Source organism: Niabella agricola, assembly GCF_021538615.1.
Taxonomy (GTDB): Bacteria; Bacteroidota; Bacteroidia; order Chitinophagales; family Chitinophagaceae; genus Niabella; species Niabella agricola.
This window is the reverse complement of sequence record NZ_JAJHIZ010000002.1, coordinates 1,077,177-1,091,067: the sequence shown is the minus strand read 5'-3', so window position 1 is coordinate 1,091,067 and position 13,891 is coordinate 1,077,177. Positions and strand designations below refer to the sequence as shown.

Annotated in this window: 9 protein-coding genes; 7 read left to right on the top strand and 2 right to left on the bottom strand. The window is 48.8% G+C overall.

Going from position 1 to position 13,891, the window contains the following annotated elements; genetic code table 11:
- Window positions 1-343 precede the first annotated feature (343 nt).
- Window positions 344-2,296: a sialate O-acetylesterase gene (locus LL912_RS04920; RefSeq protein WP_235552442.1), complete on the bottom strand. Its 1,953-nt coding sequence runs from the start codon at window positions 2,294-2,296 to the stop codon at window positions 344-346.
- A gap of 334 nt (window positions 2,297-2,630) precedes the next feature.
- Between LL912_RS04920 and LL912_RS04915 the strand changes: the two genes are divergently transcribed.
- Genes LL912_RS04915 through LL912_RS04900 form a run of 4 tightly spaced genes read left to right on the top strand, consistent with a single transcriptional unit; the run spans window position 2,631 to window position 9,130 of the window.
- Window positions 2,631-4,496: a sialate O-acetylesterase gene (locus tag LL912_RS04915; RefSeq protein ID WP_235552441.1), complete on the top strand. Its 1,866-nt coding sequence runs from the start codon at window positions 2,631-2,633 to the stop codon at window positions 4,494-4,496.
- Between the two features lie 59 nt (window positions 4,497-4,555).
- Window positions 4,556-5,947, top strand: a complete 1,392-nt coding sequence (locus tag LL912_RS04910) for an SGNH/GDSL hydrolase family protein (RefSeq protein WP_235552440.1) — start codon at window positions 4,556-4,558, stop codon at window positions 5,945-5,947.
- The gene (locus tag LL912_RS04905) at window positions 5,948-8,245 is read left to right on the top strand and encodes a GH92 family glycosyl hydrolase (RefSeq protein WP_235552439.1); all 2,298 of its coding nucleotides are present in this window, start codon (window positions 5,948-5,950) and stop codon (window positions 8,243-8,245) included.
- 27 nt (window positions 8,246-8,272) lie between these two features.
- Window positions 8,273-9,130 carry an ROK family protein gene (locus LL912_RS04900; protein WP_235552438.1) on the top strand — a complete coding sequence of 286 codons (858 nt, stop codon included), beginning with the start codon at window positions 8,273-8,275 and terminating at the stop codon, window positions 9,128-9,130.
- Window positions 9,131-9,154: 24 nt separating this feature from the next.
- On the opposite strand, the gene LL912_RS04895 is transcribed toward LL912_RS04900, so the two are convergent.
- A complete protein-coding gene (locus tag LL912_RS04895) occupies window positions 9,155-10,081 on the bottom strand; it encodes a prolipoprotein diacylglyceryl transferase family protein (RefSeq protein WP_235552437.1) in 927 nt (308 codons plus the stop codon).
- A 457-nt stretch (window positions 10,082-10,538) separates the two neighbouring features.
- On the opposite strand from LL912_RS04895, the gene LL912_RS04890 reads away from it, so the two are divergent.
- From LL912_RS04890 to LL912_RS04880, 3 genes are all read left to right on the top strand, one after another.
- Window positions 10,539-12,323, top strand: coding sequence for a RagB/SusD family nutrient uptake outer membrane protein (locus tag LL912_RS04890; RefSeq protein ID WP_235552435.1), 1,785 nt, complete (start codon window positions 10,539-10,541; stop codon window positions 12,321-12,323).
- A gap of 82 nt (window positions 12,324-12,405) precedes the next feature.
- Entirely contained in the window at window positions 12,406-12,819 is a 414-nt protein-coding gene (locus LL912_RS04885) for a DUF5004 domain-containing protein (RefSeq protein ID WP_235552433.1), read from the top strand.
- 26 nt (window positions 12,820-12,845) lie between these two features.
- A complete protein-coding gene (locus LL912_RS04880; protein WP_235552432.1) occupies window positions 12,846-13,844 on the top strand; it encodes a DUF4961 domain-containing protein in 999 nt (332 codons plus the stop codon).
- The last annotated feature ends 47 nt before the right edge of the window (window positions 13,845-13,891 follow it).

The following is a 13,891-nucleotide window of genomic DNA, read 5'->3' as shown; positions in this document are numbered from 1 at the left end:
CTAAATGCTTTTTTGATCGGGGGAGGGGACATCCACCCTGTTTGTGGTATTGTTCTTATCGACAGTTCCGCCCCGCCAGCGGGGGATAGTGCTGTTACTTTTAGTTCGTAGTGTTCCCATGCTGTTCAGATAGAGGGAGATTTCCTAATTCCCCTCGGGAGAGGGAGTACGAATCGGCGGTTTACCCTATTGGTGGAGGTGAAGGCCCGCTCCGGTTTGAGATAGTCTTATTGCCGAAGGTGCCACTCCTCCAGGAGGATAATATGGTGGCCTCTGGTTCATGACGTTCTTATGCTGTGCCGATAGACAGTAATTAGATTGTCCTTCTTCCTGTGAGGCCTCTTTATGGTTCAAAACGGTACATTTTCCCCTCTGTAGTCAGTTTAAACTGATCGGTTCTGAAAGGTGCTGCTGGTAACCCGTTTTTATTGTACAGGTCAATGGCGCCTGGTTCACCGCTCCACAAATACCGAACCTGCAGGGGGGGCTTTATGCCCGGGTTATAAACCACAATGGAATAGCTGTTTTTTTGATAAGCTCTTGCCCAGTGAAAAATATGGTCTGCACCGGCAATGGCAAAACCGCGGATATAGCCGTATTTGTTTTTGCAAATTATGTGGTTGTCAAAAGTGATCACGATGCTGTCGCCGGCTATTTCCATGTGCTTATAACGGGGGCTGGCTGCAATACTGTCTGCACCATAGACGCCGCTCAGTGCCGCCATTCCAAGCCGCCGTCCTACATCCAGTTTATTATGCGGATGCAGGTTGCCGGCCTCGCCGATGTCGATGGTTACTGCCATGCCGGTATTGGGCAGGGAGAGTGCCGATGATTGTGCCCCGCGCAGTTCGGCCCATTCGTTGTCTTCCGGTAACTCTGGTTCTTTGCCTAAATCGGGTAGTTGCACTATTAAAAAGGGAAGGGGCCCCTGGCCGAATTTTTTGCGCCAGTCGGTGATCATTGCGGGCAGTAACTGGCTGTATTCCGTTGCTCTTCCGGTATTGGCTTCGCCCTGGTACCATATAAATCCTTTAATGCTCAGTTGTGTAAGCGGTGCAATATTTGCATTGTAGAGGATGGATGGTGTACCAAAAATGTAGTAATTGGCTACCAACGGTTTTTTAAATGTTGCAGGATCGATCTGTACCCCCTTTTTATAGTTCCAGGAGCCCGCCAGGAACGGGTTCCAGAACATATTATACATGCCACCTTTACCCCCGGCATCAAAAACCCGTACCACCACTACATTGTTTTTGGGCTTCAGCAGGCTGTCCGGAACCTTATAGGTATACATGTTCATATTGCCATAGCCTTCGCCGATTTTTACGCCGTTCACCCAGCAGATATTGTAGTCGTCTACCTGCCCCAGGCTGATGTTGGTATTGCCCCAAAAATCCTTCGGAAGGGAATCGTAGCTCTTTCTGAACCATACGGATCCATCGTAATCTTTTAATTCATTGTCTTCCCAGTGAGACGGCTGGTTCATCGTTTTCCAGTCGCTGATATCGGTATCCGGCAGATACCATTGGTGCGCCAGGCCGGGATCATCTTTCAGATAGCCGGTTTGCTCCCAGGAGGATTTTATTTTTTCAAAGTCGTCGTTTATCGCCTTCATACTTTTGCCCGGGGCAAGATAGGTATTGTAGAAATCTGCAAATTGAGGGAACGGACGCAGCGCTTCGTTGCTCATCCATTCTTCAATGGCTGTTGCCCCCAGGTTCACGCTGATAAGACCCACGGGAATGTTCAGCTGATGTTGCAGGTAACTTCCAAAGAAGAAACCTGCAGCGCTGAAGCCATTGACCTCCTTTACACGGGCAATCTTCCAGGAACCACCCTTCACGGTATCCTGCGGTACAAAGTCGGCACCAATGCCAACGGTAAAAAGCCGTATATTATCATTGTTGTAGGTAGCGGTATCGGGCTGGGGACGGGCATCTTTTACGCTGAACTGCATATTGCTTTGTCCGCTGCAGATCCAGACGTCGCCAAACAGAACATCCGATAATTGGAGCCGGTTTTTACCCTCAATGAGGATATCGTATGGGCCACCGGCCGGTTGAGGGGGCAGGGTTATTTCCCAGCTCAGGTTCCTTGCTTTGGTGCGGTAGGTTGTATGGTTGAATACCAGGGAAACGGTTTCACCGTTATCTGCTATTCCACGTATGGTGCAGGGTTTGTCCCTTTGCAATACCATATTGCTTTGATAAAGGACCGGTAATTTTACATCGGCCAGGACCAGTTTCGCAACGATGAGGAATAATGTTGTAAGTACGGGTTTAACTACTGGTTTCATCCGGGTTTTATTAAATAAGCATTGCTAAAGAATATGAGGATGGATCACATTTTTTGTACATCGGCCGCCGCCGGAAACCGGTGCAGGTATCAATGCCCTGTTCTGTATCCGCCGGGCGGAAGGAGCAGCGCAGGAAAAAATGACATTCAACCTGGTAATAAGTACGTTCAGATGGGGAGTACCTCTATCGAAATCTGGAATTTATAATAGGGGTAACCGGTAAGTAAAGTGTCTTTATGGAAAGCTAGTTTGGATGGTTAAAATTTTTTTAATAAAGAGCGGATGCTTACTCTGCTTTTTTTTACTGGTTTTGGGGGTGCCGGCTCAATTAAAATTGCCGGCGTTATTTGCAGACAGTATGGTTCTGCAGCAGCATACCAATGCGCCTGTTTGGGGCTGGGCCTCTCCGGGACAGAAAGTGGAAGTGAGCGGAAGCTGGTCCGGCAAAGCAGTACATACATTCGCCGGTAAGAATGGAAAATGGATGCTGCGGCTTTCAACTCCCGGCGCCGGAGGTCCTTATGAACTGCGCATCAGGGCCGGAGAAACCAGGATCCTGCGGGGCGTGCTGATCGGGGAAGTATGGATCTGCTCCGGTCAGTCGAATATGGAAATGCCGGTAGAGGGATGGGCTACCGATCCTGTCAAAAACTCGGCGGGGGAAATAGCGGGCGCTCATTATCCCAACATCCGGCTGTTCACTGTTGAAAAAAGTATTGCTTACACACCGCGTGAGGATGTCAAAGGCAACTGGCTGGCCTGTACTCCGGCAACTGTGCGCAGCTTCAGTGCTACCGCCTTTTTTTTTGGAAAAGAATTATACAATAAGCTGCAGGTGCCGGTCGGTCTTATCCATACCAGCTGGGGGGGAACGGTAGCCGAGGCATGGACCAGCGAAAGCGGGTTACGTTTAATGGGTGATTTTGATAAAGAACTGAACACCATCGACTCCGTTCACCGGAATATGGCTGCTATTGTTGAGCACGATCATATAAATGATCAGAAATGGCAACAGGCACAGCATGACTATAGCGCTGCATATACCGGTGGCGCAGACAACGCCACCTGGAAGAGCATAAAGGTCCCCGGCTTTTGGGAAGATGCGGGGTTGCCGGATATAGACGGTGTTGTATGGTTTAAACGTGTGGTAAGTATACCCGGAACGTGGGCCGGAAAAGAATTGAAGATGGACCTGGGGCCCATCGACGACCGGGACGTATTGTATGTTAATGGTGTAGCGGTAGACAGTACCATGCAAGGTTTTACCTGGGCCGCAGAAAGGCATTATACCATACCCGGAAAGCTGGTGAAGGCGGGAGATAACGTGCTCTCCATTAAAATTATCGATGACGGGGGCCGCGGTGGTATGTACGGAAAAGCAGAACAAATGGTCTTGTATCCGGAAACAGGGACTGCGGCCTCCGGCATAAAATTAAACGGAGAGTGGCAGTATAAACTGGTTGCTGTTAAACCGAAGCCTGTTTTGAATACCTGGCCCAATCAACCGTCGGTATTATATAACGCAATGATTGCCCCGCTGGTACCTTTTGCCATAAAAGGCGCGATCTGGTACCAGGGAGAATCCAACGTAGGCAGGGCCAGACAATATACCACGTTATTTCCCCTGATGATCAGCGATTGGCGGCTCAAATGGCATCAGGGAGCCTTTCCATTTTATTTCGTGCAGATTGCTCCCTTTAAGTATTGGGGCGAAACCACGCAGGCTGCTGAATTGCGGGATGCGCAGCGAAGAACGCTGTCCCTGTCTCCCAATACGGGTATGGCCGTTACGCTGGATATTGGTAATACGGATAATATTCACCCGGCCGATAAACCGGAGGTAGGAAAACGCCTGGCGCTTTGGGCATTAAGTGAATCCTACAAAAAGAAGGCTATTTATTCCGGGCCGCTCTATAAGGGTTTTGAAGTAAAAGCGGGTAGAGTCGTGGTGTCGTTTACGCATACGGATGGAGGGCTTAAATCGCGTAACGGAGCTTTAGAAGGATTTGAACTGCAAAACACTGATGGCTCATGGAAACCGGCAACAGCGGTGATTGAAGGCAACAAGGTAATGGTGCGCAGCAATACTATCTCAAACCCCGTTGGGGTACGCTATGCGTTTTATGCGGCCTCTGCGGGTACTTTGTTTAATGGGTACGGATTGCCGGCGTCATCGTTTACTTCGGCAGCATTAAAATGATAATGTATCTTGTAAGGCGCGCTCAGCAGAAATAATTATACATTTAAAAATAAAGATTAATGAAGTTCTTAAATTACTTATGGCTTTCATTTTTTGCCGGCAATTGTTTTTTTGCTGGTGCCCAGAGCATTCCGCCTTTTAAAAAAGGAGACCGGGTGGCATTTGTAGGCAACAGTATTACGCATGGCGGGCGTTATCACCAGTACATCTGGTTGTATTATATGACGCGTTTCCCGGATATGCCCCTGACGATCCTGAATGCGGGGATCGGCGGTGAAATTGCAGAACAGATGAACAAGCGTCTTGAAACCGATGTTTATACAAAAAGGCCCACGGTTATTGCGCTTACATTTGGCATGAATGATACCGGGTATTTTGAGTTTTTACAATCGGACAGCACCAAAAAAACGAAAGAAAAATTAGACCGGTCTTACAGAGCGCTGTTGCAGATGGATACCTCTTTCAAAATGCATCCCGGTATTAAAAAGATCCTTATCGCGGGGTCGCCTTATGATGAAACGAGCAAATTCGGAAAAAATAATCTTTTTCCAGGTAAGAGCAATGCCATGCTCAGAATTGCAGCGTTTCAGGAGTCGGTGGCAAAAAAAAGTGGTTGGGGATTTTTGGATCTTACCCGGCCAATGACGGCGATCAATCTGCGCGAACAGGCAAAAGATTCAACATATACCCTTATCGGTAACGACAGGATCCATCCGGGTGCAGACGGGCACCTGGTGATGGCATACCTGTTTTTAAAGGCACAGGGGCTTGCCGGCAAAAAGGTAGCCGATTTTACCGTAAATGCGGCTACACTAAGGGCAGAGCGCCTGACCAATTGCCAGATCACCAATATACAATCGAAACAGGGAACATTAAAGTTCGATTATCTGGCTAATGCCCTGCCTTACCCGGTAGATACGATGGCCACCGGTGAGTGGGGGGCTATGCAGCGTAGGGAAACGGATGCTTTAAAATTGGTGCCCTTCATTCAGGATCTTAACCAGGAAATGCTGCGTGTAAATGGCTTGGCCGGTGGCAGGTATGCAGTGGAGATTGATGGCCGCAAAATAGGCGAGTGGAGCCGGGCAGCACTAAAAGCAGGTATTAACCTTGCAGAACTGAGCAGAACACCACAATATGAGCAGGCGATGGCCATTAAGAAATTAAACGAAGAGCGATGGCAGATCGAACGGCGGTTCAGGGACTATGCATGGATGGAATATGATTTCCTGATGGATAAGGGGCTGTTAATGAAAGATGACCTGGCTACCCTCGATACCATTTATGCACATATCAATGAAGGCTTTGTGCGGGGTAATCTTGATAATTATTTAAAGGCCCGGTATCCGGAAGTACGGGACGGCTGGCAAAAACAGATGGATCTGCTGGTTGATGAGATCTACCGCATCAATCAGCCCAAACGTCATACCTTCTTTATACGCGAACTGTAAATGAAAATCTATTCTTTGTTTTTAACCGTTTTGCTGGCAACTGTTTCCGGGGCACAGACAAGAGTTCCGGCGCAGTATGTTAACCCGTTCATCGGGGCAAGTACCAGCGCCGGCAAAGCGGGTATCTATCACGGGTTAGGAAAAACGTTCCCCGGTGCTACCACTCCGTATGGTATGGTGCAGGTAAGTCCGAATACGATAACGGGAGGAGACAATGGTTCCGGTTATAGTTATGAGCACGAAAGTATTGAGGGCTTTGCGTTTACACAAATGAGCGGCATTGGCTGGTTTGGCGACCTGGGAAATTTTCTGGTGATGCCGGCAACCGGCCCGTTAAAAACAGCAGCCGGGCGGTTAAACGATCCTCCCGGAACCGGCTATCGGTCCCGTTATGATAAGGCAAGCGAGCAGGCATCTGCCGGCTATTATGCCGTTCGGCTGACCGATGCTGCTGTTAGGGCCGAAATGACGGCAGCGCCGCATAGCGGTATGCTGCGGTTCACGTTCCCTGTCCATAAACGGTCGCGGATACAAATAGATCTGGCCAGAAGGGTAGGCGGCACCTCCACCTTTCAGTATGTAAAGGTGGTAGATGAGCATACTATTGCCGGCTGGATGCAGTGCACACCCTCCGGTGGGGGATGGGGCAATGGCGAGGGTAAGGCAAATTATACCGTTTATTTTTATGCGCAGTTCAGTAAACCGCTAAAGCACGCTGGTGTATGGAACGTCAATATACCGGATACTGCGGATCGCAGACGGGAGTCGGTGGAAAGCGATTCGTATCAGCAACGGGTGGCGCATGCAACGATAACTGCGCGTACACGAGGGGAGGAAGCCAGGGGAAAGCACCTGGGGTTTTATACTGAATTTGAAACAACCGCAGGGGAGCAGGTGCTTATGAAAGCCGGTATCTCCTTTGTGAGTATGGAAGGGGCAAAGAGAAATCTGGAAGCAGAGATCAGCGGCTGGAGTTTTGATCAACTGCATCAGGATGCGGTGCAGCGCTGGAATGATGCGTTGCGCGTTGTCTCGATCAGCGGTGCTACAGAAGCGCAAAAACATGTTTTTTATACGGCATTATATCATACCATGATCGACCCCCGGATTGTAACCGATGTAGATGGAAACTACACCGGCGGGGATGGCAAAGTGCACCGGGCTGCCGGTTTTAGAAAACGCAGTATTTTCAGCGGCTGGGATGTGTTCCGCAGCCAGTTTCCGTTGCAAACGATCATCAATCCCGGCCTGGTGAATGATATGATTAACTCATTGGTAACACTTGCTGATGAATCGGACAGCAGTTACCTGGAACGTTGGGAGCTGCTGAACGCCTATAGCGGATGCATGCTGGGGAACCCGGCCGTGGTGGTGCTGGCGGATGCGTATGTAAAAGGGATTCGTAACTATGATCTGCAAAAGGCCTATAGCTATGCCGTAAATACGAACGAAAAATTTGGCAATGGCCGGCTGGGCTATGATCCGGGCAGCATTGCCAAAACGCTGGAGTATGCTTTTGCAGACTGGTGCCTGTTGCAGATGGCCAGCGGTTTGGGTAAAGCGGAGGACGCTCAAAAATATGATCTGCGATCGCGTAACTATAAAAATATATGGGACACAGCACATCACTGGTTTCGTCCGCGCAATGCGGACGGAAGCTGGCAGCCTTGGCCGAAAGAAGGCCGTCTTACTGACTGGTATGGCACGTTTGAGACCAACCCCTACCAGCAGGGCTGGTTTGTTCCGCATGATGTGGATGGTATGGTGGAACTAATGGGCGGGCGGGAAAAAGTGATCGCCGATCTTGAACAATTTTTTTATAAAACGCCAAAGCGTTTTATGTGGAACAGCTATTACAATCATGCAAATGAACCCGTGCATCATGTGCCGTTCCTGTTTAACCGTTTAGGGGTACCCTGGCTCACACAAAAATGGACACGTATCATTTGCGACAGTGCTTATCATAACGCGGTGGAAGGGCTGGTTGGTAACGAAGATGTGGGACAGATGAGTGCCTGGTATGTCCTGGCATCTGTGGGTATGCACCCGGTGGCCCCCGGCAGCACGAGGTTTGAAATAACCAGTCCCCAGTTTGGACAATCTGTTATTCAGCTGCCGGGCAATAAGATATTTTCAATTATTGCAAAGAACAATACGCCATTCAATATCTATATACAAAAGGTATTGCTCAATGGTAAACCATATAACAAATGCTATATCGATTACCGGGATATTATAAAAGGCGGGCGGCTGGAGCTGGTAATGGGCAGCAAACCGCAGCAACTATCTTATAAATGAGATCTATTTATTCAGAACTTTTCAATAATGAAGAACGAACGTATTAGGTTGGGCGCAGATATCGGGGGCTCTCACATCACCGCGGCATTGGTAGATGTAAAAACTGAGCGTATTTTAGCGGGTTCCTGCATAAGGGCAAAGGTAGATTCAAAAGCACCGGCTGGCGTGATCATTGGTTCCTGGGCAGGTGCGCTTAAAAAAGCAATGGCGCAGGCAGTCTTGCCGGTAGAATCCCTGGGTATCGCAATGCCCGGCCCGTTCGATTATACGGCGGGGATCAGCCTCATGAACGGGAATGATAAATACGAATCGTTATATGGCCTGAATATAAAGGAATTGCTGGCTGATGCAACAGGGATTCCGGTTCTGCACATTCATATTTCAAATGATGCAGGTTGCTTCCTCAAAGGTGAAGTGCTTGCAGGTGCCATGAAGCACTGCAAGCGTGCGGTTGGTATTACATTGGGAACCGGACTGGGAACTTCACGTTATAAAAACGGCGAGGCTACGGATGCGGATCTTTGGCAGATGCCGTTCATGAATGGCATTGCAGAAGATTATATTTCTACCCGGTGGTTCTTAAAGCGGTTCCGGGAGCGCACCGGGCAAACCGTAGCCAATGTGGAGGAGCTGGCCACGCTCTATGATTCAAATGCCGAGGTAGGGCTCGTTTTTGAGGAGTTTGCTGCGCATCTGGCTTCTTTTCTATACGGCTTTGTAACAGCGGATAACCCGGAGGTTATTATACTGGGAGGGAACATTGCCCGGGCCGGCAGGTATTTTATGCCGGGGGTTCTTGCAGACCTTAAAAACAGGGATATTGATATACCCGTGCATATGGCAACGCTGGGGGAAGATGCGTTGATCCTTGGCGCGGTTTTGTAGAAGGTCTGTTGCTAGTGGTAATAATCAATAAGCGGGCAAATTTCCTTTTTGAAAAAAGGGACGTATCAGGAGGGTTGTGCCCAGGAGCACCAGTAGTATACTTACGAGCTGGGCCTGGGTCATATTCAGCCCTGGTATAACGGGGTTGATGCGTATCTTTTCGATCAGGAAACGCTCGGTGCCGGCCAGCAACAGGTACAGCCCCATCAGCATACCCGGTGCCGCCATCCTGTTCCTCAGCATCCAGAGCAGTAAAAACAAAAGGGAACAAACAAGGGCTTCATAAAGCGGAGTTGGATAAACAGGACTGGGCAACTGGTAACAATAATTGCCCCAGTCGCAGCGGGTCATAATGATCCCTTCCCGGAGCAGGTTGTGCGGGTAATAACAGGTCCACAGCCAGTCCGGAACCCAGGTAAAAGGCTTGGGCTCGGTGTTTACCAGACCCCAGTCGCCGTCTCCTGAAACATGGCAGCCCAACCGCCCGATGGTATATGCGATCATGAATCCGGGAGCCATAGCATCAATAACATACAGGGGGCGGATGTTCTTCCCGCGGTAATAGATCCAGACAGCGACGGCGCAACCTGCCAGCGCACCATAAAAATTGATCCCGGAAAAAGAAAAAAGAACAAAGCGAATGTTTTGTGTGCCATAGTTTTCGAGGAGATAAAGCAGTTTCCCAAAAATAAGTCCCAGTATCGCGGCCAACAGTGCAATGCTGCCGATGCTGTTACTGGGGCGGATGCTAACCGGAATATGTGCCTGAACCCGGACTTCCGGACGGTTGTACGTTCCCCGCGCTTCCTTTTCCCTGAAAATTCTTCTCAGGAACAGCGAACCTGCCAGGAATGAAAGCGCCATGGAAAACCCGAATACAGTGATCTGATGCAGAAAATGCAGCTCCAGGCCGGTCAGATCGCGCAGCAGGTAATACAGATCGGGGTACACGGTTTTGAAAATGAGATGAAGTTGTGAATATAGAATTTATTTGCCGGAACTTTTAAATGGAACCCGGCAGCGTTTGGGGGGAGCGGAACCGCAGGGGGTATCAACCTGCCACGAACCCAAAAGTGCAAAGTACCGTTGATTGTTGCGGTCCTTTAGTAGTCACGCTGCTTTGGGAGTACCCCACCTGATATTTAAAAAAAAGTGAAATTATTACAGAACAGGGGTGGGGGTGGAAATATTTTTGAGTTACTATATTATTGAAGTTGTTTAAACTTCTGGATGCGATGATATTTTTCGCGGATGTACGCAAATTTTTTACACTGATTTTCTCAGAAAATCAATCTGCGGGGATCTGCGATATATTGAATCTGTCTAAAACCAGCGGAGAATTTAAGCAGCCACCTTTTTTCGAAAAGTTTAAACAGCTTCATTAAGAAACGATAAACGATTCTTTTATATGGAAAGGAATGATCACGCAAAACCGTCAACGAAACTGTGCCTTGCGGCTATCGCGTTATTGCTTGTTGCAAGTTGTTCAAAAAGCCGGTTCCTGGAGGGGACGAATACAACCAACCTGAGCGAGCAAACTGTTTTTAGTGATAGTACCTACGCCATGAGTTTCCTGAACAATATTTATTCAGATGTAGGGTTTAGCTTCAGTCCTACCCGGTTTTCTGAAAACGGAGGGTTGGATGCGGCCTCATCCGAAGCAGACGTTCCACGGGTGGGTGTTGCCGCCACTTCAGCAGGTTTTGCCACAGGATCGGTAACACCGGCTACCATTACGGATGATGCCTGGAAAACCTGCTATAAGCAGATAAGGGCCGCTAACCAGTATCTGAAACACGCAACAACATTGCCTTTTGATGCGTACCTGCAAAAAAGGACCGCTGCAGAAGCCCGTTTTCTGAGGGCCTGGTACTATTTTATTCTTTTAAAACATTATGGCGGCGTGCCATTGGTGGGCGATACTATTTATACCGATCAGGATCATATAACCGCCAGCAGGAGTAGCTTTGAGGAATGCGTAAATTATATTGTGGCAGAATGCGATGCTGCTGCTGCTGCATTGCCGGTACGGCAGCAGGGCATTGACTATGGCAGGGCAGGAGCAGGAGCCTGCCTGGCATTGAAATCGCGCGTGTTGCTTTATGCAGCCAGCCCTTTGTTTAATGGTGAAAATACATTTAATACTTCCCTGGCTGGTCCGTTGCGGACCGTGGTTGGGTATCCGGCTGCCGACGCAAACAGGTGGAAGCTGGCTGCCGATGCCGCAAAGACCGTATTATCGCTGGGAACTTATCAATTACATAGCACAACCACTTCCGTATCCGGTTTAACGGTACCACCGTTCCGTGCGGTATTTAACCTGAGGGTAAATAACGAATACATTTTTGCAAGAATGCAAAGTGGTACCCGGGATTTTGAAACCTGCTGGATGCCTCCTACCAGGGGGGGCGATGGCAAGGGAGCGTTTCCCTACCAGGAACTGGTGGATGCCTTCCTGATGAAGAATGGAAAAATGATCAGCAGCCCGGAATCGGGGTACAACCCCGGCCGGCCTTATGATAACCGGGACCCCCGGCTGGAGAGTACGATCATGCATGATTCATCCCTCATCGTTTTATATACCGATTTTATCCAGCCCATTATGGGGCAGGCACTGAAGCTGTATGTGGATGCCGGAGCCGATGCCGTGTTTAAACGGACCACTACAGGATATTACGTCAACAAAATGCTGAAGCCGGACATTGCAGGCAACTGTATCCACGGAACCGAACGCTGCTGGCCGCTGATCCGGTTTGCAGAAATGCTTTTGAATTTTGCCGAAGCCGAAAATGAATTTTCCGGCCCAACCCAGGATGTGTATACCGCCGTTACCGAGCTGCGGAAAAGAGCCGGTATCGATGCCGGAGACGACAATATGTACGGACTGGCTGCAGGCATGAGCAAAGATGAAATGAGGGCGGTGATCCGTAATGAACGGAGGATAGAACTGGCATTTGAAGAGCATTGGTTTTGGGATGTGCGCAGATGGCTGATCGCAGGGGATACCGAAAATGCACAGATGCATGGAATGAAAGTGACCCGGCGCAATAACGTTCCCCCGGTTTTTGAAACATTCGATGTGCGCAAACGGAATTTCAGGAACGCCATGTACCTTTTCCCAATTCCACAGACAGAAGTGGCAAAATCAACCCAATTATTACAAAATCCGTACTGGAGTACCACCGGGCAGTAACCAGGTCCGGGTACCGGAAAAAGTTTATTCACTTGTAAATAACGATTACACTACTATGAGATTTGCTAAATCCTTTTTTCTAATGAGCCTGATCTCAGTGGCCGTTTTAATAAACTCCTGCAAAAAAGAACAAACAGGCGTTAATGCGGAAGCCATCAAAAATATTGTCGGCACCTGGAAAATTGCCGGCGTTGTCAGGAATGGCGTGGATATAACTGCACATTTTGATTTTACATCGTTTTCGATCCGCTTCAATGAAAATGGCACCTATTCCATGGAGCACCAGGTTCCCTTTGTGGTATTGAAGGATGGCACCTGGTCGCTGGACGATGCGGCTCACCCCCTGCATATTTCTTTTGTTCAAAACGGCTCATCAGAAAGTTTTACCAATGAATTTGATTACCCGGTGGTGAACGGCGTGCGGCGGATCATTTTAAGAGGCTCGCCGGGGTGTGTAACAAACACCTATCAGTATGCATTGGAAGCCGTTCAATAAACAACTAATTTTTTCAAACCGGGTATATGAGAACTAAATTTTTAAGAAAAGGAAATTTCTGGAAACTGCTGACGGTGTTGGTGTTGCTGGCTTTAATATTTGCCTGCAGTGCAGACATTACCAGTGTGGAACAGCCGGAAACGGTGAACGGGGGCGACAACCTCACTGCGGTGGTCAACGTACACCTGGATGTGGCCGGAACCAATTTGGGAAAAACGCTTGTGGTTGGGATGCTGGTTCCCAAGTCCTGGAATGCATCCAGGAATACATCTGCATTTTATACCTGCACGGCCATGAGCGCCAATAATGAAAAAATGAGCCTGATGCCGGCTTCAGAAAAAGAGCCTAAAACACAATTGCCCTGGGCCGAGGCGTTGATGCAGGATAAACGATATGCCCTGATGGGCAACCTTGTAAACGATATGGAGTGGATCGTTTTCCGCTCCACAAAAACATACGATGTAAATAACAGCATCGACTACTCGGTGAAATTTATTACCAAGGCCGGCGAGCAGAACATGCTGGTGAACCTGGGCTACTTTATTGGAAATACGACCAATGGACTGGAACCGCCGGGTAGCGATAAATATCACGATGGCCGGTATGCCCGCCTTACGGTTAAGGGTACCGGGGACCTGGTGGATTTTGTAAATCCGCAGCTGGCCATGATGGAGCTGGCCAAAGCCACGGACAACGATATACAAACCATCTCCTATGACGGGGATCTGATCGCTACTCCCTTAAGTACCGAATCCAGAATCTACATCTGTGCTAAGGGATATACCAATGACGGCCAGGTAATAGAGCAGTGCGGGATCAGTGATAAAACTGCTTTTAAGACGGCTCCCGGAATGAACCGGTTCCGGTTCGATTTCTGGCCCCGGTCGTTCTTTGGATTAAATGAAAACCAAACGCTGGAACGGATGGAGTATTTTTTAACGGATGCAACAGGAACAAAGAAAGTGGGATATGGTGGAAGCACACTGCCTTCAGACCCGTTCGTCTACACCTTCAAATGCCAGTAGTAGCTGGTCTCAATTGGTCTTACATGCTCACTAAAAACTGAAAAAAT